We start from the raw sequence: 16,898 nt of genomic DNA on the forward strand, positions 1-16,898 counted from the left end.
CGATTTCGTACATAGCCTAGGGAAACTCAGGGGATTTTCGACGAGACAGCAGGCTCGGAATGAACACTTTTCCCCGAATACCTCTTGAGCCCCGAAGGAGAAAGAACCTCCCCACAAACGAACAGTAACCCCAGAAATCCCGCAATGCTCAGAGATGCCCTCGAGGCAATGGCGGCATGCATGAAGTCGCTCGAAAAGCTCGCACCCACCATCAGGCAGAAGGGAAACAACGAAGCGCCGTTGAGCAGTGAGGCAATCGAGTCCGTCGTCGTAATCTGCCGCCTGCAGCGCCATTGCTGGACAAAGCTTATCAACACACAGACTGCCGCGATGATCAGCGTGATGCCTTCACTGCCGATTTCGTGGCCGAAGGCACTGATCATTCAGGCAATCGCCAGAACCTTGATGGCGACAAAGGCAACACTGGCCCCGACAGCGCCCGCCAGCCATTCACCAGCAGCGGAGTCTCCCGTGCCAAACAGTACATTCGCAACCGCGATCCCCAGCAAGGCACCGGAAAGGACGAGTCGCGGAGTCTTCAGGTCAGGCATGAACATGGAGATTGCTCCCGTGGCGAGCCGTCGAGAGTCGCGGCTCAATGGGTTCAGAATGACTTATTTCCCGGCTGGCGTCCCGATCAAAAGCGGCCGTGCCCCGAGCAAATTGTTTGTCGGTATTACGATTTGGAAAGGTTTACCTGAGCAGGTAGGGAAAAGCCGAGGGAACTGTCAGTGATTAGGCTGACTACCGCAGAACACGGATTCACCCGACCAACTTTCCAGCCCCAGAAACACAAAACCCCTGGCTTCTTGAGAGAGCCAGGGGTTCTGCTATATCGAATTTGGCGGTGAAGGAGAGATTCGAACTCTCGATACAGTTTCCTGTATACACACTTTCCAGGCGTGCTCCTTAAGCCACTCGGACACTTCACCGTATCTCGTCAAACCGATTCAGTCTGTCGAGGCGCGCTAATGTAGTCGAAAGCGTTCCCGATGGCAAAGGTTTTTTTCAGAATTTTCATGCGGTTAAGTCAAATAGCCGATTTTCCGCCATGGGCGCTCCCATCGATCAGGGCAAACCCGCCAATCTCCGGCCCGGCTCGCCGCCTTCGACCCGGCTGGAGCGGACGCCTGGCGCCCGCCCGCGCCGCATCCCGGTGGCAAAGCCTGACTCACCAGTCAGTCACGACGCTTTACCTGCCTCGTGCGGCTGGGTAACGTCTGCTGCACTTCTTTATAAGGAATTACGTCATGAGTGAATTGATCTCCTACCACCTCGACGACGGTATCGCGACCCTGACCTTGAACAATGGCAAGGTCAACGCCATTTCCCCGGACGTGATTGCCGCCTTCAACGCTGCCCTGGATCAGGCCACCGCCGACCGTGCCGTGGTGATCATCACCGGCCAGCCCGGCATCCTCTCCGGCGGCTACGACCTGAAAGTGATGACCGCCGGGCCCAAGGAGGCCGTCAGCCTGGTGACCGCCGGCTCCACCCTCGCCCGCCGGCTGCTGTCCCACCCGTTCCCGGTGATCGTCGCCTGCCCCGGCCATGCCGTCGCCAAGGGCGCCTTCCTGCTGCTGTCGGCCGACTATCGCCTGGGTGTCGACGGCCCCTTCAGCATCGGCCTGAACGAAGTGCAGATCGGCATGACCATGCACCACGCCGGTATCGAGCTGGCCCGTGACCGACTGCGGCGCTCGGCCTTCCACCGCTCGGTGATCAATGGCGAGATGTTCTCGCCGAAAGATGCGGTGGATGCCGGCTTCCTCGACAAGCTGGTCGCCCCGGAAGATCTTCGGGAAGCCGCGCTGAACGCCGCCCGGCAGTTGAAGAAGATCAACATGAACGCGCACAAGAAGACCAAGCTGAAAGTGCGCAAGGAACTGCTGGAAACCCTGGACAACGCGATCATCCTCGACCAGGAACACCTGAACTGATCCGCACGACGCATTGCGCCCTGCAGCCCGGCTTCGTGCCGGGCTTTTTCTTGCCCGTCCAGGCCGTCTCGCCACGGTTTCCCGGCCGCCCTCCGCCAATAACCCGCGCCAGCGGATTGATTGCCGAATCCAGTGTACAACCGTACACTGCTTGCCTTTTGTCAGGGAAGCTCGCCAGATGCTGTTCGTATTACGCATGTCATTGATGGGGCTGCATTTCCTGCTGGCCGGTCTGCTCGGCCTGCTGCTGGTGCTCTGCCGCCCCTTCAACCCGGACAACAGCCGGCTATGTGCCCGCTTCTATGCCAGGCCGGCCATGCGCATCCTGGGCCTGAAGCTCAGGGCCGAGGTCGAGTCCCTGCAGGGTCAATCGCAAAGCGGCGTGATCATCGCCAACCACCAGTCCAACTACGACCTGTTCGTGTTCGGCAATGTGGTGCCCCGGCGCACGGTCGCCATCGGCAAGAAGAGCCTCAAGTGGCTGCCGTTTTTCGGCCAGATCTTCTGGCTGGCGGGCAATGTGCTGATCGACCGCGGCAACGCCTACAAGGCCCGCCGGGCGATACGCACCACCACCGATACCCTGCAGCACAAGGATACGTCGATCTGGGTGTTTCCCGAGGGCACCCGCAACCGCGGCCAGGCGCTGCTGGCGTTCAAGAAAGGCGCGTTCCAGATGGCAATCGCCGCCGGTGTGCCGATCGTGCCGGTGTGCGCCAGCACTTATGTCCGACACATGCGCCTGAACCGCTGGAACAGCGGCCAGGTGATGATCCGCTCGCTGCCGGCGATTCCCACCGCGGGGCTGACCTCGGAAGACATACCGAAGCTGATGGCGCAATGTCGGGAACAGATGCGCGAGTGCATCGAGGCGCTGGATCGGCAGGTTCAGGCCAAGCCCTGAGCGTCGTCGCTATGGGAATATAGTGTCGGGGCCGGCTCCCACACGGGACAGAGCCTTGTGCAAGGCATCGCCATCTCCTGGAGAGAGGCCAGGCAGGCTAAGCTGCAACTTGTCTTTCCCCCTCAAGAAGAAGCGATCAGCATTATGGGTAGAGTCGTTGCGGCCGCGGTCTACAGCGCCGGCAAGAAAGTCACCAATATCACCCTCGACGAAGGTGCCGCCTGGGCGGCAAAGCCGGGACATTTTGTCTGGATCGGCCTGGAAGAGCCCAACGCCCAGGAACTGGCCAACCTGCAGAAACAGTTCAACCTGCACGAACTGGCCATTGAGGATGCCCTGGAAAAGCACAGCCGACCGAAGCTGGAAACCTTCGGCGACGCGCTGTTCATCGTCACCTATTCGCCGATCCGCAACGAGGGCAGGCTGGAGTTCATCGAGACCCACATCTTTGCCGGCAAGGGCTACATCATCACCTGCCGCAATGGGCATTCGAAATCCTACGCCCATGTCAGACAGCGCTGCGAAGCCCGTCCGCTGCTGCTGGAGCATGGTGAAGACTTCGTACTCTATGCCCTGCTGGACTTCGTGACCGAGAGTTACCAGCCGGTCAGTGAAGCCATTCATGCCGAAATCGACGAACTGGAAAAGAACGTACTGTGCAGCACGCTGAACGAGGGCGACATCCAGCGCATCCACCACCTGCGCCGGGACGTGCTGCGCCTGCGCCGCCACGTGGCGCCGATGGTCGAGATCAGCGAAGAGGTCTCGCGCCTGGCCTTCCCGTTCATCGACAAGAACATGCGTCCGTATTTTCGCGACGTGCAGATCCACGTGACCCGGCAGATGGAAGACCTGGCGACGCTGCGCGATATCGCCAGCCAGACCATCGAGATCGGCGCGCTGCTGGAGTCGACCCGGCAGAGCATCGTGCAGCGCAAGTTCGCTGCCTGGGCGGCGATCCTGGCGTTTCCCACCGCGGTGGCGGGGATCTACGGGATGAACTTCCAGAACATGCCGGAACTGAGCTGGCACTACGGCTACTTCGCCGTGCTCGGGGCGATTGCGGTCGGCTGCACGGCGTTGTGGGCCAGCTTCAAGCGCTCAGGCTGGTTGTGAAGTCAAAGGCTTCGCGGGCCAGCCCGCTGCCACAGGGACTTGTGTCGCCTGCAACTCACCGTGGGAGCCGGGATCAGGCGGATCCGGCCTGCGGCTTGTGCGCGACGAAGCGCATCATCCACTCCGCCACCGTGGTGCCGTGGTGTTCCTGGTCCAGGCTGGCGACGCCCTTGGCATAGAGGGTCTCGCCGAGGTTCTCCTGGCGGATGTCCAGCAGGGCCCGCGAGTAGTCATGGATGAACTCCGGATGCCCCTGGAAGCACAGCACCTGGTCGTTGATGTGGTACGCCGCGTACGGGCAGAAATCGCTGCTGGCGATGACCGTGGCATTCTCCGGCAGTTCGGTGACCTGGTCCTGGTGGCTGATCAGCAAGGTCAGTTCTTCGCGCACCGGGCTCATCCAGGGGGCTTTCGCGGCCAGCTTGTACTGATGGATGCCAACGCCCCAGCCCTGGTGGGCACGCTCGGTCCTGCCGCCCAGCAGCAACGCCAGCAACTGGTGGCCGAAGCAGATGCCCAGCAGCTTGTCGCCACGCTCGTAGCGGTTCAGCAGGTAGGTCTTGAGGGTCTGGATCCACGGGTCGCTGCCGAAGGAGTCGGCCTTGCTGCCCGTCACCAGGTAGGCGTCGAAGGTCAGGTCGTCACTCGGATAGTAGCCCTGCATCACGTTGTAGATACTGAACTCGGCAGTGATCGGCTGGCGGGAGAACAGACGCTCGAACATCTTCCCATACCCCTGATACTGCTCGACCAGCTCTGGACGCAGGACATCGGTTTCCAGAATGCAGATGTGTAACGACATAAAAGTACCTGACGCGAAAGACCAAAGAGTGAGGCCTGAGCCTGCCTTGAAACCTGTATTCAAGGCAAGCCCGGAACGCGCCTGCTCCAGGCGTGGTTCAGTTGCCTCAGAACCGCTCGTCCCTGGCGGCCTTGTCCAGCAATAGCGCCGGTGGCGCGAAACGCTCGCCGTATTGTTCGCTCAGGTAGCGGGCCCGGGCAACGCAGTTCGCCAGGCCGTACTGGTTGATGAACTGCAAGGCGCCGCCGCTCCAGGCGGCAAAGCCGATACCGAGGACCGAGCCGACGTTGGCATCGGCCGTCGACTGCAGCACGCCCTCCTCCAGGCAGCGCACGGTTTCCAGGGCCTGTACGAAGAGCAGGCGGTCGCGCACATCCTGGGGCGAAATCCGCCGTTCGGGGTTCTCGAAATGCCGCTTCAGGTCCGGCCACAGGTGTTTCTGCCCGCCCGCCGGATAATCGTAGAACCCGCCACCACCGGCCTTGCCGGGGCGCCTGTACTCCAGCAGCGCATCGATCACCGCGTAGGCCGGGTGACTGGGCGGCACCTTGCCTTCGGCCTGCAGGTCCCGGGCGGTCTGCTGGCGGATGTGGCTCATCAGGCTCAGCGACACCTCGTCGGAAACCGCCAGCGGCCCGATCGGCATACCGGCCTTGCGCGCCTCGGTTTCGATCATCGCCGCCGGGATTCCCTCGCCGAGCATGGCAATGCCTTCATGGGTAAAGGTGCCGAACACCCGCGAGGTGAAGAAGCCGCGGCGGTCATTGACCACGATCGGCGTCTTGCGGATCTGCTGGACGAAATCGAAGCCGCGGGCCAGGGTTTCGTCGCTGGTCTGCGCGCCCCGGATGATTTCCACCAGCGGCATCTTCTCCACCGGGCTGAAGAAATGCAGGCCGATGAACCGGTCCTGGCGCGGTACTGCCGTGGCCAGGCCGGTGATGGGCAGAGTCGAGGTGTTGGAGGCGATCACGGCCTCGCTGCCCACCACCCGTTGTGCGGCCGCCGAGACCCTGGCCTTGAGCTCGCGGTCCTCGAACACCGCCTCGATGATCAGGTCGCACCCGGCCAGGTCGTCATCCGTCCCGGTCGGCCGGATGCGCGCCAGGATCGCTTCGCGTTGTTCGCCGCTCAGCTGGCCACGGGCGACCTTGCTGTCCAGCAACGCCGCCGAGCGGGCCTTGCCCTGCTCGGCCACGGCCAGGCTGACGTCCTTGAGCACCACCTCGATCCCGGCGACGGCGCTGACATGGGCGATACCCGCGCCCATCATCCCCGCCCCGAGCACGCCGACCTTGCGGGTGACATGGGGGGCAAATCCCCCGGGGCGGGAACCGCCGGCATTGATCTCGTTCAACTGGAACCAGAAGGTCCCGATCATGTTCTTCGCCACCTGGCCGGTGGCGAGTTCGGTGAAATAGCGGGTCTCGATCAGGTGCGCGGTATCAAAGTCGACCTGGGCCCCTTCCACCGCCGCACAGAGAATTTTCTCCGGGGCCGGCAGGCAACCCTGGGTCTTGCTGCGCAGGATCGACGGGGCGATGGCGAGCATCTGCGCCACCTTGGGCTCGGAGGGGCTTCCCCCCGGCAGTCGATAGCCCGGCAGATCCCAGGGCTGGCGGGCCGCCGGATGCTCGACGATCCAGGCCCGGGCCTTGGCCAGCAGCTCGTCGACGTCGCCCGCCAACTCGCCGACCAGGCCGGCCTGCAGCGCCTGCCGGGCGCCAACCTTCCGACCTTCGAGCAGGTACGGCAGCGCCTTCTCCAGGCCCAGCAGGCGCACCATGCGCACCACCCCGCCACCGCCCGGCAGCAGGCCCAGGGTCACTTCCGGCAAGCCCAATTGCACGGCCTTGTCGTCCAGGGCGATGCGGTGCTGGCAGGCCAGGCAGACTTCCCAGCCACCGCCCAGCGCAGCACCATTGATGGCCGCCACCACCGGCCGCTCCAGGGTTTCCAGGGCGCGCAACTGGGCCTTCAGTTCGCGTACGCCGTCCTGGAAAGCCTGCGCATCCGCCGGTGTGACCCTGATCAGTTCATTGAGATCGCCCCCGGCAAGGAAGGTGGGCTTGGCCGAAGTGATGATCACCCCGGCCAGATCCTCGCGCTCGGCGGTGAGGCGCGCCACGCAGGCGGCCATGCCCTGGCGATAGGCGGCATTCAGGGTGTTGGCCGTCTGGCCGGGCATGTCCAGGGTCAGGACGACGATCCGGTCGGCCCCCTTTTCGTAGCGAATGGCATCCGTCATGGCAGGTTTCCCGATCGGTTCAAAGGCGTTCGATAATGGTGGCGATCCCCATGCCGCCACCGACGCAAAGCGTTGCCAGCCCATGGCGCAACTGCCTTGCCTCCAGCTCGTCGAGCAGCGTGCCGAGCATCGCGCAACCGGTGGCCCCCAGCGGATGCCCCAGGGCAATCGAGCCGCCATTGACGTTGACCTTGTGCGGATCGACCGCCATGTCCCTGATGAACTTGAGCACCACCGAGGCAAAGGCTTCGTTGACCTCGAACAGGTCGATGTCGCCGATCTGCAGGCCGGCCTTGGCCAGCGCCTTGCGGGTGGCCGGTGCGGGGCCGGTGAGCATGATGGTCGGATCGGTGGCGGTGACCGCACTCGCCACGATCCGCGCCCGCGGCCGCAGGCCCAGTTCACGGCCCTTGTCGGGCGAACCGATGAGCATCAGCGCGGCGCCATCGACAATCCCGGAACTGTTGCCCGGGGTATGCACATGGCGGATCCGCTCGACATGGCTGTAGACCCGCAGGGCCGTGGCGTCGAAGCCCATCTGCCCGATCGCCTCGAAACTCGGCCTGAGTTGCCCCAGGCCCTCGAGGGTCGAATCGGCCCGGATGAATTCGTCATGGTCGAGCAGGACCAGGCCGTTCTGGTCCATAACCGGCACCAGGGACTTGCGGAACGCCCCCGCAGCCCTCGCCCGTGCGGCCTTCTGCTGCGACTGCAAGGCGAAGCCGTCGACATCCTGGCGACTGAAGCCTTCCAGGGTGGCGATCAGGTCCGCGCCAATCCCCTGGGGCGTGAAGTGACAATGCAGATTGGTCTGTGGATCGAGCACCCAGGCCCCGCCATCGCTGCCCATCGGTACCCGCGACATGGACTCGACGCCACCGACCACCACCAGGTCCTCGAAGCCCGAACGGACTTTCATCGCGCCCAGGTTCACCGCTTCCAGGCCCGAGGCGCAAAACCGGTTGACCTGCACCCCGGCAACGCTGACATCCCAGTCCGCCACCAACGCCGCCGTCCTGGCGATATCGGCCCCCTGGTCACCCACTGGCGTCACGCAGCCGATCACGAGGTCGTCCACTTCGCGGGTATCGAAGCCGTTGCGCTGCTGCAACGCCGTGAGCAACCCGGCCAGCAGGTTCACCGGCTTGACACTGTACAAGGCGCCACCGGCCTTGCCCTTGCCCCGGGGCGTACGCACCGCATCGAATATCAGAGCCTCTGTCATGACGTCCTCGAACCGTTCGGGTGGAGAAAAAAGCCGCGCTCCCACCTTAGGCCCGGCCCGCCAGGATTCAATGACCGAAGCGCTCATCGGCCTTGACCCTCACGCTCGGACGAACGGTAGTGTGCTAAGCGCTTGACCGGTTGAGTGCTTGCAGGTGTCTAGCCAAAGGCCCGCTAGCCAGCTGGCCATATGCCTCATGTGATTTTTAAATAAAATTTTGCTAAACACATTGCAAAGAGTTCTAAGCCAAGTGTGACGCGGGCCCTAAGGTTATTCCTGTGGAGTTGCCGCCGGGTTTTGCCGGGGCACCAACACCGAGTCATCGAGTCGTATTTCAGGAATAACAACAAAAGGCAGTCAGCCATGTTCAAGCACTCGAAAGTCCGCCAGGCCGGTTTGATCCTATTCGCCACCACCTTGTTGCTTATCCTGCCGAACCTCACCAGGTTGGCCGGTTAGAGCCTGTGGCGCTTTTTCACAAGACCGAATTCTCGCCCCGGTCAGCTACCGGGGTTCGGTTTTGTGTGCCAATCTTGAGCCATGACTTGATGGAGACAAGCTCATGCGCCACTGGATCGCCGCCGCCCTGACAGCCACGGCACTGCTCGGCAGCTTCCACGCCCAGGCCGGGATCATCGATGTGAACCGCGCGGTCGACGAAATCCGCGACGGTGCACTTATCCTCGACCTGCGCAACAACAGCGATTTCGCCGCCGGCAATATCCACAACTCCCTGCAGGTGGACCTGACCCTGGAAGACGGCACCGGCATCAGTGCAGAAGGCCTGGCCTACCAGTTGCGCCTGGTGGTACTCGACCCGAACGCCACCGTGGTGATCTACAGCGACACCAACCAGCACGCCCTGGAAGCCGAAGACACGCTGATCCGGCGTGGCTACTTCGGCATCGTCAATGGCGGCAACTACAGCGAACTGCGCGATGCGCTGTTCGATCATGTCGAGGACACCCCGACCTGGGTCTTCGACAATGACGACGACATCGCCGACCAATCCAACCCCACCACCGCCCCGATCGAATAAGACCCCACGAATGAAACGCCTGATCCTGCTGACCACCGCCCTGCTCTGCAGCCAACTGCATGCCGCCCAACTCACCCTCGACCTCGGCTCCGGCGCCCGGATCTGGGAGACCGAGGCGCTGCTGGCCCACCCCAAGGCACAGACCATCACCATCGACGACGATGTCTCCTACAAACGCCAGATGACCTATCGTGCGGTGCCGGTGGCCGTGTTGCTGGACGGCGTCAAGCCTGACGATCACCTGCAGGCCGTGGCGCTGGACGGGTTCGCCGCCGAAATGAGCGCTGCGCCGCTGCTCGGCAAAAGTGGCGCCCAGGCCTGGCTGGCGGTGGAAGACCCGGCCAGACCCTGGCCGCCACTCGCCGAGGGCAAACCGGGCGCCGGGCCGTTCTACCTGGTGTGGACGCATCCGGAAGCCGGACACATCAGCCCCGAACAATGGCCTTTCCAGGTCGCCAGTATCCAGCGCCTGGCCCCGGTGGCGCAGCGTTTCCCGGCGTTGCTGCCGGACCCCGCGCTGGCGGCCAACGACCCGGTGAACCAGGGCTTTGCGCTGTTCCAGAAAAACTGCCTGGCCTGCCACACGCTCAACGGCGCGGGCGATGCGCAGGTGGGACCGGACCTGAACGTACCGTACAGCCCGACCGAGTACTTCGCCGAAGGCTATCTCAAGCGTTACATCCGCGACCCGCAGAGCCTGCGCCACTGGCCACAGGCAAAGATGCCGGCGTTCGCCCCGGCGGTGCTGCCGGACAGCGACCTCGATCTGCTGGTGGGCTATCTCAGGCACATGACCCAGCGCAAGGTGCCAGTGCAATAAGCAGGCTTTTGGCTATCACCTACATAGCCAGAGTTGATTTCCGCCTGGGAGAGAGCTGGCGGATAATCCCCCCATCAAGCCGGCCAGGGCGACAAGCACCGCCCAGGCGACTTGCCCCTTTTGCCAGGCGCCAAGCGGCGTCTGCCCGTGGATCGACCGATACCTCGTCCGCGCCCCAGCTTCCCATTCGGCCACCCTCTGCGGTGGCCTTTTTTTGCGCCCACCCTACGCCGAAAACAAAAACGGCCGACCCACAGGTCAGCCGTCGTTTCAGGGAGAATTCCGTACGTTCAGTTGCGCGCACGGACCGGATGCTTGACACCCCAGCCTTCGATCACGCCGCCCAGCGGTTCGACCACCGCCCCGAAGTCGTGCTCGAAGTCATCGATGCCGCCATAGGTGGCGTACATCACCTTGCTCAGTTCCAGATACCAGGCACCGTCGTCCCTGGGGCTGACCTGAGCGTTCAGGGATTCACCACGAAACTGACCTGCAGCCCTGCGCGCCCGCTCCTCGTCCGGGAAAACCGCATAGAACTCGATGGGATGGATACGTGCGAAATCAAAACCGCCTTCTTTCATGCGGCGCAGCACCTGGCTGCTGATGTCTTCTTGATAGGCTGTGCTCATGAAACGTCCTCCTCAGCAAGCGTTGGATAGACTTTCCGCGATCCCGGGCCGCACACCCACGGTGCCGGCAGCGCGACGGATGGCCGTCGCCGGGAAACAAGCATGTAGCTGACAAGATCAGACCACCTTAGCGAATCTCTCGCTGATCTCGATTGCAGAGTAGCGTGATGCCAGCAGCTCTGCCAGAGGGTCTGAAGTAGAAAAACCGACTTTACGAAGCCGGCGCGATGCGCAGGATCTGGATGCTGTTCTGCTCCTTGAGGCTCTTGACTGTCGGCTCGTCCATGCGCCCGTCGAGATCATTGAGGTCCAGTTCGGCCGGAACCGGCAGCAAACGGGCGCGAACCCACTGCGCGGCCTGCTCCCTACTCGGTTGGTGCTCGCAATCGAAGTGCTCGACGCTCTGAACACCATGATCATCCACGAAAGTGACTGCCCACATCTTCATCGGTGTCTCCTCGCTCAAGCCCATCACGGGCCCACAGATATCTGGACCTCGCGGCAACAGGGATCGTTCAAGGCGTTTGCAGGCAACCAGAACCTGTAGAAGCGTGGCTTGCCCGCGAAGGCGGTGGCTCAGTCAGCGGATATGTCAGCTGGTCGACCGCCTTCGCGGGCAAGCCGCGCTCCTACAAGGGGCGGCGGTCCTGGGCCCCTGCTCCGAGGAGGGACCTGCGCCCCCGGCCGATCACTTCTCGGCGCGTTCCTTCAGGGCCTGCAGGGTATTGAAGGGGGCCTCGACCACGAACTTGTTCGCCAGCCACGAAGGCACGCTGCCGCCTGGCTCGGTGTGCACCTGGTAGGTCACCTCGGTGAGGTTGTCACCCTTGGGTACCAGCTTCCAGAAGCCATCGACCTGGGCGACGCGCACATAACCCTTTTCTTCCGGCTTGTAGGTCGGTACGCCCTGGAGCTTGCGGGTCAGGCTGCCGTCGGCATTCTGGATGGTGGTGATATGCAGGTAGGAGTCGCGATCCGTGACCGGGAACGGTGCCTTGAACTGGGTGTAGGTCCAGCTCTCGTCACCCTTCTTGTCCACCAGTTTCTGCGACTTGCACTCGTGGATCCAGGCACAGGCGCCGACCACATCCTCCTGCAGGGCACGGATCTTGGCCACCGAAGCCTTGATCGTCGTCACGCCCTGGTAGGCCTTGTACTTGGAACCGCTCACTTCGGCGAGCGATACCTTGATGCCGTTTTCATCCTTGGCCGTCTCCCAGGTTTCCGCGTAGGCGGTCCCGGTCAACAGGGCACTCAAACCACAAACCACAGCTAAACGATGCAGCGAACCCATTTTCTTATTCCTTATTGTCGAAGGTAAACACGCTTCAAGCCGCCGTCATTTTCTCCCACCAGCCGATCAGGCGGATGGCCTCTTCACGACTGCCGCCACAGACTTCCGGGTCGGCCTTGAACCCCCCACACACGGCCGGCCGCTCGGGCCGGCCGAACAGCTCACAGAGGTTTTCGACCGAGAGATGCACACAACGTTCTCCGGCCGGCTTGCCCTCGGGCATGCCCGGCAGCGGCGAGCTGATGGAAGGAGCGATACAGCAGGCACCACAACCCTCACGGCAGTTCATGGCGATACGCTCCCAGCAACGGACCCGGGGTGTGGAAGACAGAGTAACCGCTAAAACGGCTGTTTAAAATTGGTCGCACAATGGTTTTTCAATAACTGGGTAGATGACTGGTCAGTCACCGACGAAGCGTCATGACCGAGAGGGGGATTCTACTGCTTGAACTCGAAATCCAGCGCTGCACCCTCGATTTCCCGACGGCTGTCGTTACGCAGCTGCAGCTCCATTTCGTTGCTCAGCAGTCGACCGTTGAGTTGAAAAGGCGTCTGCGAGGCCGGCTTTTCCACGAACATCTGCGGCAACAGCGGCCGGCTCCTGGACAGCGGCACCTTGCCGACCGGCTGCATCTTGTTGACCAGTTCCTGGGGCAGGCTCAAGTCCAGCTTGGGCGGTGGCAGACGAGTCTTCACCACCTCATTATCAACCTTGCGTGGTTTGCCCGTGGTGGTTTTCCTTGTAGGCGTGGTCTTTTTCGGCTGGGCTTTTTTCTGAGTGGATGCGGCCTTATTCGTCGAAGCACGGGTCTGCTTCGCTGAAGTAGCCGTGTTTTCCTGCGTCGTGCCACGGGTGGCCGGCGGCTTTTCCTGGGCCTGCGCCATAACCGTACCACCAGCGCCAAGGCCGGTCAGCAAGGCAAGCAACAGCAGGCGTACAGCGAAAGTCGCGTTCATGAACTCTACGGCATCGACAACAGAGTGGCCTATGCTCGCTCGTTGGGCAGGTAATGACAAGTAATGCGATCGCGAATCGTCCCCGGATGCCACCGCCGGGAGTGCCCGCTGGCAGCTCCCGGCAGCCCGTTCAGAACAGCCCGGCCGCGGTTTCCTGGCAGAGCTGGTTGGCCAGCATGCCGAGGGTCATCAGCGCCCGTTCGGCCTCGCGGTTCCACGGAATCCCGCAGTTGAGCCGGATACAGTGGTTGAACTGCTCGGTGTTGCTGAAGATCAGCCCCGGCGCAATGCTGATGCCCTGCTGCAGCGCCCGGACATGCAACTCCTGGGTGTTGACCCGTCCCGGCAGGCTGACCCAGAGAATGAAACCGCCGGTCGGACGGGTCATCTGCGTACCTTCGGGAAAATACTGCTGCACCGCCAACTGGAAGGCACTGAGATTCTTGCGGTACTCCTGGCGAATGTAGCGCAGGTGCCGGTCGTAACCGCCGTTCTCCAGGTAGGCCGCCACGCCCATCTGCGTCACGCTGCAGGCCGAATGGGTGCTGAAGGTCTGCAGGCGCTGGATTTCCTGCTGGAACTTGCCGGCGATCATCCAGCCGATCCGCACGCCGGGCGACAGGGTCTTGGAGAAGCTCGAACAGTAGATCACCCGGTCCAGCCGGTCATAGGCCTTGAGCGCCTTGGTCCGGCCCACCTCGAACATCAGTTCGCCGTAGATATCGTCCTCGACGATCTGGATATCGAAATCCGATGCCAGGCGTAGCAGTTGCTTCTGCCGCTCCTCGGGCATGGTCCCGCCCAGCGGGTTGCTCAGGCGCGTGGTCAGCACCAGCGCCTTGATCGACCATTGGTTGGCCGCCAGTTGCAGGGCCTCCAGGCTCATGCCGGTGGACGGATCGCTGGGAATCTCGATGACCTTCAGGCCCAGCAGGTCGGCCAGTTGCAGCAGGCCGTAGTAGGTTGGCGACTCGGCCGCGATCAGATCACCGGGGCGGGTCAGCACCCGCAGCGACATCTGCAGCGCATCGACGCAGCCGTGGGTGATCACCACCTCGGAGGGATCGACCACCACCCCGGCATCGCGCATGCGGATCGCCACCTGGCGTCGCAGCGGCTCGAAGCCGGGGCTGAACATGTAGCTGAAAGCCCGCGGGCTGTGAAACCGGGTGACCTTGGCCAACTGCTGGTGCAGCGCCCGCACCGGCAGATAATCCACCGACGGCACCGCCGCGCCGAATGGAAACACCCCTTCACGGCGGGATTCGACCAGCACCTGGTGGATGATGCTGCTGCGAGTGACCAGGCCCGGCCGCTCGACCCGGGCGATATCCGGCGTCGGCGCGGTCAGCGCGGGGGTCTGGTGCACGTAGTAGCCCGACTGCGGACGGGCGCGGATCAGCCCCTGGTCTTCCAGGTTGGCGTAGGCCTGCAACACCGTTGCGTGGCTGACGTTGAGCTGCGAGCTCATCTTGCGTACCGAAGGCACGCGCTCGCCTGGCTGATAGACACCACGGCGGATGTCGTCGGCCAGTTGCTGCGCAATACGTTGGTAGAGCAATAGGTTGGTCATGAAGCGGCACTCGGTTTCAACGGCGTTTTTATTCTTGAAAGCAACGATACCGGAACAGTTTCAAAGTGTACTGGCACAGTTCCTACAATAGTCGACAATACAGTGACGAGAGAAGTAAAACTGTATCGGCACACCGCCAGGTGTTTCAGCCCGGGCGTTCGGGCATGAAAAAACCCGGCACCTTGCGGATACCGGGTCTGTTCCTGCATCGGCCGACGCCTCAGCGGGCTGCGCCGAGATGGCCCTTCTCGTCGGAAAACACCACCTCCACCCGACGGTTCTGCGCCCGGCCCCGCTCGGTGGCGTTCACGTCGATCGGGTATTCGTCGCCATAGCCGACGACCTCGATACGCTTTTCGTCGATGCCCAGGTCCACCAGCATGTCCGCCACGGACTGCGCCCGGTCGCGGGACAACTGCAGGTTGCTGTCCTTCTCGCCGGTGCTGTCGGTGTAGCCTTCGATGCGCACGACCCGTTTCGGGTTGAGCTGGAGAAACTGCACCAACTTGAGGATCGCCCGGTTGGCGGAACTCTGCAGCTCGGCCTCGCCGGTATCGAACAACACGTCGCCCAGGGTCATCACCAGCCCGCGATCGGTCTGGGTGCTGGCCTGGCTGATCTGCTCCTCCACCCACTTGCCCTGCTGCTGCACGCTGATCAGCTTGGACTCGCGCAGGGCCAGTTGCAGGCGCTGACGTTCCAGTTCCAGCTTGGCGGCACGTTCCTGGTTCAGGGCCTGCTCGGTGTGCTGGCGGGCGATGTCCGAGTAGCGCTCGCTCAGGTAGGCGTAATGCGCCACATCGCCGCTGCTGCCCCAGTAGCCGGACAGGCGATCGGCGCGCGCCAGCGACTCACCGGCGCGGATCACGTCCTTGGGCGCATAACGCAGCACATTGGTGTCTTCCTTGACCTTCTGGAAGCTGGCGGAAGCCTGTTGCAGCGCCGCCTCGCTGGCCTGCTGGCCGGCGCAACCGTAGAGACTGACACAGCCCAGCGCCAGCAGGACGCCGACCATTCGGCTCGGATAGATCATTGGGCGTCTCCCAACTGCTTGCGCAGGCGCGTGATACGGGCATTGAGCAGTTTCAGTTCCTCCTCGCTCTTGGCTGTCAGCACCTGGGCTTCGGCCAGGCGCGCGTCCAGCTCGGCCTGCTCGGCCCGCATGCGGGCCTTCTTGAAGGACTGGTCGGCCATGGCGGACTTGGCACGGTCGAACTTGCCTTCGGCCAGTTTCAGTTCGGCGACTTCGTCAGCCTTGGCGCCAACCGCCCGGGCCTGTTCGAGCGCACGTTCGGTGAGACGCATTTGTTCATTCGGCGCCGGATCGGCCGCGCAACCCGCCAGGGCCACGACGGCCAGGGCAGCGAATAAAGGTCGAATACTCAAAGCAAATTCCTACTGTTTGGGGGCGCCGACCGGTTGCAGTTGCGCCTTCCAACGCTCCAGATTGCGCTGCAACACGGCCTCGGTCAGACCGGAAGCGGGCAATTCTGTCATTTTTTTTGCCAGCTGTCCGCGCAACCAGGCGTCATTGCAGGCCGAGTTGTGGGACACCGCCAGGAACAGGCCCGGCTGGTCCACCGGCTGGGCCCGCGGGGCGATGTCCCGGGCCATGCCCAGGCTCTGGGCGGTGACCATGCCGGCATACCGCCCGGCCAGGACATACTCGACCTCGCCCAGCAGCAGCTTCTGGAAAGCCTGGGGCAAGGCCGGCGTGTACTGCAGCGTCAGGTGCTGCCTGCTGAATTCCACGAACGGTTGGGTCAACCGGGCCTTCTGCGAGACGGCACCGGTGTGTCCATGCAGGTCGTTGGCGGTGTTGTAGACGAGCGTCGAATCGTTGCGGGTCCAGACCAGGAAGTCGTTCTGTACCAGCGCCGGGTGGATGTAATCCAGCGCGTCCAGTTCATTGACGGCGATCGGCGCGTCCACCAGCAGGTCCATGCGCCCGCTGCGCACCTCCTCCTGGGCCTGGGAGCGCTTGCCGCCGTAGAGCACCTCGATCTTGAGGCCCAGCTCGCCGCCGACCTGGCGCAACAGGTCGGCGCTGGCGCCGATCAGGTGCACCGGATCCTCAGGGTCACGCCACAGGTAGGGCGGCGCATCCGGGCTGCCGGTGACGATCAGACGCTCGCACTTACCGACGGCGAGGGCCTGCACAGGCAGACCGAACAGCAGTGACAATGCGGCGACGCGAAGCACGTCCATGACAAATTTCTCCAATCCACGCCGCCCCCTGTAGGAGCGCGGCTTGCCCGCGAAAGCGCCAGGTCCGTCGACATATTGGCTGGCCGAGCCGACGCTTTCGCGGGCAAGCCCTGCTCCTACAGTAGGCTGTGTACGAAATTGTT

The 16,898-nt window shown here is 63.0% G+C and carries 19 protein-coding genes and 1 tRNA gene; 5 read left to right on the forward strand and 15 right to left on the reverse strand.

The genetic code is table 11. From position 1 onward, the window contains the following. Positions 1–26: 26 nt before the first annotated feature. The 3 genes from PF66_RS13350 to PF66_RS13355 form a co-directional block, all read right to left on the reverse strand. Positions 27–383: a hypothetical protein gene (locus PF66_RS13350; protein ID WP_054060405.1), complete on the reverse strand. Its 357-nt coding sequence runs from the start codon at positions 381–383 to the stop codon at positions 27–29. Next, complete coding sequence (locus PF66_RS33040; protein ID WP_160319894.1) at positions 384–557, reverse strand: hypothetical protein; 174 nt, start codon at positions 555–557, stop codon at positions 384–386. 285 nt (positions 558–842) lie between these two features. After that, positions 843–932 (reverse strand) — tRNA-Ser (locus PF66_RS13355). Between the two features lie 318 nt (positions 933–1,250). Between PF66_RS13355 and PF66_RS13360 the strand changes: the two genes are divergently transcribed. The 3 genes from PF66_RS13360 to PF66_RS13370 all read left to right on the forward strand — a co-directional run bounded on the left by PF66_RS13360 (position 1,251) and on the right by PF66_RS13370 (position 3,960). Then, positions 1,251–1,940 carry a crotonase/enoyl-CoA hydratase family protein gene (locus PF66_RS13360; RefSeq protein WP_054062957.1) on the forward strand — a complete coding sequence of 230 codons (690 nt, stop codon included), beginning with the start codon at positions 1,251–1,253 and terminating at the stop codon, positions 1,938–1,940. A gap of 178 nt (positions 1,941–2,118) precedes the next feature. Next, positions 2,119–2,844, forward strand: a complete 726-nt coding sequence (locus PF66_RS13365) for a lysophospholipid acyltransferase family protein (protein ID WP_054060407.1) — start codon at positions 2,119–2,121, stop codon at positions 2,842–2,844. Between the two features lie 144 nt (positions 2,845–2,988). Beyond that, positions 2,989–3,960 (forward strand): magnesium and cobalt transport protein CorA, encoded by a 972-nt coding sequence (locus PF66_RS13370; RefSeq protein ID WP_054060408.1) that lies wholly within the window; start codon positions 2,989–2,991, stop codon positions 3,958–3,960. 73 nt (positions 3,961–4,033) lie between these two features. On the opposite strand, the gene PF66_RS13375 is transcribed toward PF66_RS13370, so the two are convergent. From PF66_RS13375 to PF66_RS13385, 3 genes are all read right to left on the reverse strand, one after another. Beyond that, positions 4,034–4,762 (reverse strand): amidotransferase, encoded by a 729-nt coding sequence (locus PF66_RS13375; RefSeq protein ID WP_054062958.1) that lies wholly within the window; start codon positions 4,760–4,762, stop codon positions 4,034–4,036. Between the two features lie 106 nt (positions 4,763–4,868). Then, a complete protein-coding gene (locus PF66_RS13380; RefSeq protein ID WP_054062959.1) occupies positions 4,869–7,010 on the reverse strand; it encodes a 3-hydroxyacyl-CoA dehydrogenase NAD-binding domain-containing protein in 2,142 nt (713 codons plus the stop codon). Positions 7,011–7,029: 19 nt separating this feature from the next. Further along, positions 7,030–8,235, reverse strand: coding sequence for an acetyl-CoA C-acetyltransferase (locus PF66_RS13385; RefSeq protein WP_054059943.1), 1,206 nt, complete (start codon positions 8,233–8,235; stop codon positions 7,030–7,032). A 562-nt stretch (positions 8,236–8,797) separates the two neighbouring features. Here PF66_RS13385 and PF66_RS13390 point away from each other — a divergent pair. Continuing rightward, positions 8,798–9,274 carry a rhodanese-like domain-containing protein gene (locus PF66_RS13390; RefSeq protein ID WP_054062960.1) on the forward strand — a complete coding sequence of 159 codons (477 nt, stop codon included), beginning with the start codon at positions 8,798–8,800 and terminating at the stop codon, positions 9,272–9,274. A gap of 10 nt (positions 9,275–9,284) precedes the next feature. Then, positions 9,285–10,094 (forward strand): cytochrome c, encoded by an 810-nt coding sequence (locus PF66_RS13395; protein WP_054062961.1) that lies wholly within the window; start codon positions 9,285–9,287, stop codon positions 10,092–10,094. 290 nt (positions 10,095–10,384) lie between these two features. On the opposite strand, the gene PF66_RS13400 is transcribed toward PF66_RS13395, so the two are convergent. From PF66_RS13400 to PF66_RS13440, 9 genes are all read right to left on the reverse strand, one after another. After that, positions 10,385–10,723: a ribonuclease E inhibitor RraB gene (locus tag PF66_RS13400; RefSeq protein WP_054059946.1), complete on the reverse strand. Its 339-nt coding sequence runs from the start codon at positions 10,721–10,723 to the stop codon at positions 10,385–10,387. 211 nt (positions 10,724–10,934) lie between these two features. Beyond that, on the reverse strand, positions 10,935–11,171 hold the full coding sequence (locus PF66_RS13405) for a hypothetical protein (protein ID WP_054059947.1): 237 nt from the start codon (positions 11,169–11,171) through the stop codon (positions 10,935–10,937). Positions 11,172–11,411: 240 nt separating this feature from the next. Then, the gene (locus tag PF66_RS13410; RefSeq protein ID WP_054059948.1) at positions 11,412–12,017 is read right to left on the reverse strand and encodes an START domain-containing protein; all 606 of its coding nucleotides are present in this window, start codon (positions 12,015–12,017) and stop codon (positions 11,412–11,414) included. A 34-nt stretch (positions 12,018–12,051) separates the two neighbouring features. Then, a complete protein-coding gene (locus PF66_RS13415) occupies positions 12,052–12,306 on the reverse strand; it encodes a YkgJ family cysteine cluster protein (protein ID WP_054059949.1) in 255 nt (84 codons plus the stop codon). 149 nt (positions 12,307–12,455) lie between these two features. Continuing rightward, positions 12,456–12,974, reverse strand: a complete 519-nt coding sequence (locus PF66_RS13420) for a hypothetical protein (RefSeq protein WP_054062962.1) — start codon at positions 12,972–12,974, stop codon at positions 12,456–12,458. Positions 12,975–13,104: 130 nt separating this feature from the next. Beyond that, positions 13,105–14,547 (reverse strand): PLP-dependent aminotransferase family protein, encoded by a 1,443-nt coding sequence (locus tag PF66_RS13425; RefSeq protein ID WP_054059951.1) that lies wholly within the window; start codon positions 14,545–14,547, stop codon positions 13,105–13,107. A 220-nt stretch (positions 14,548–14,767) separates the two neighbouring features. Beyond that, positions 14,768–15,580 (reverse strand): OmpA family protein, encoded by an 813-nt coding sequence (locus tag PF66_RS13430; RefSeq protein ID WP_054059952.1) that lies wholly within the window; start codon positions 15,578–15,580, stop codon positions 14,768–14,770. Beyond that, on the reverse strand, positions 15,577–15,933 hold the full coding sequence (locus tag PF66_RS13435; protein ID WP_054059953.1) for a DUF4398 domain-containing protein: 357 nt from the start codon (positions 15,931–15,933) through the stop codon (positions 15,577–15,579). Before PF66_RS13435 ends, PF66_RS13430 begins: the two co-directional genes overlap by 4 nt. Positions 15,934–15,942: 9 nt before the next feature. Further along, a complete protein-coding gene (locus PF66_RS13440) occupies positions 15,943–16,755 on the reverse strand; it encodes a substrate-binding periplasmic protein (protein ID WP_054062963.1) in 813 nt (270 codons plus the stop codon). Positions 16,756–16,898 lie beyond the last annotated feature (143 nt).

Origin of the sequence: Pseudomonas asplenii, from assembly GCF_001293465.1 — a bacterium.
Lineage (GTDB): Bacteria > Pseudomonadota > Gammaproteobacteria > Pseudomonadales > Pseudomonadaceae > Aquipseudomonas > Aquipseudomonas fuscovaginae_B.

What these genes read in the sequence shown, in the direction of transcription:
- PF66_RS13440 (WP_054062963.1), bottom strand. Translation starts at nt 16,755, where the DNA reads ATGGACGTGCTTCGCGTCGCCGCATTGTCACTGCTGTTCGGTCTGCCT.
- PF66_RS13350 (WP_054060405.1), bottom strand. Translation starts at nt 383, where the DNA reads ATGATCAGTGCCTTCGGCCACGAAATCGGCAGTGAAGGCATCACGCTG.
- PF66_RS13405 (WP_054059947.1), bottom strand. Translation starts at nt 11,171, where the DNA reads ATGAAGATGTGGGCAGTCACTTTCGTGGATGATCATGGTGTTCAGAGC.
- PF66_RS13385 (WP_054059943.1), bottom strand. Translation starts at nt 8,235, where the DNA reads ATGACAGAGGCTCTGATATTCGATGCGGTGCGTACGCCCCGGGGCAAG.
- PF66_RS13375 (WP_054062958.1), bottom strand. Translation starts at nt 4,762, where the DNA reads ATGTCGTTACACATCTGCATTCTGGAAACCGATGTCCTGCGTCCAGAG.
- PF66_RS13365 (WP_054060407.1), top strand. Translation starts at nt 2,119, where the DNA reads ATGCTGTTCGTATTACGCATGTCATTGATGGGGCTGCATTTCCTGCTG.
- PF66_RS13395 (WP_054062961.1), top strand. Translation starts at nt 9,285, where the DNA reads ATGAAACGCCTGATCCTGCTGACCACCGCCCTGCTCTGCAGCCAACTG.
- PF66_RS13430 (WP_054059952.1), bottom strand. Translation starts at nt 15,580, where the DNA reads ATGATCTATCCGAGCCGAATGGTCGGCGTCCTGCTGGCGCTGGGCTGT.
- PF66_RS13420 (WP_054062962.1), bottom strand. Translation starts at nt 12,974, where the DNA reads ATGAACGCGACTTTCGCTGTACGCCTGCTGTTGCTTGCCTTGCTGACC.
- PF66_RS13390 (WP_054062960.1), top strand. Translation starts at nt 8,798, where the DNA reads ATGCGCCACTGGATCGCCGCCGCCCTGACAGCCACGGCACTGCTCGGC.
- PF66_RS13360 (WP_054062957.1), top strand. Translation starts at nt 1,251, where the DNA reads ATGAGTGAATTGATCTCCTACCACCTCGACGACGGTATCGCGACCCTG.
- PF66_RS13415 (WP_054059949.1), bottom strand. Translation starts at nt 12,306, where the DNA reads ATGAACTGCCGTGAGGGTTGTGGTGCCTGCTGTATCGCTCCTTCCATC.
- PF66_RS13425 (WP_054059951.1), bottom strand. Translation starts at nt 14,547, where the DNA reads ATGACCAACCTATTGCTCTACCAACGTATTGCGCAGCAACTGGCCGAC.
- PF66_RS13400 (WP_054059946.1), bottom strand. Translation starts at nt 10,723, where the DNA reads ATGAGCACAGCCTATCAAGAAGACATCAGCAGCCAGGTGCTGCGCCGC.
- PF66_RS13410 (WP_054059948.1), bottom strand. Translation starts at nt 12,017, where the DNA reads ATGGGTTCGCTGCATCGTTTAGCTGTGGTTTGTGGTTTGAGTGCCCTG.
- PF66_RS13380 (WP_054062959.1), bottom strand. Translation starts at nt 7,010, where the DNA reads ATGACGGATGCCATTCGCTACGAAAAGGGGGCCGACCGGATCGTCGTC.
- PF66_RS33040 (WP_160319894.1), bottom strand. Translation starts at nt 557, where the DNA reads ATGTTCATGCCTGACCTGAAGACTCCGCGACTCGTCCTTTCCGGTGCC.
- PF66_RS13370 (WP_054060408.1), top strand. Translation starts at nt 2,989, where the DNA reads ATGGGTAGAGTCGTTGCGGCCGCGGTCTACAGCGCCGGCAAGAAAGTC.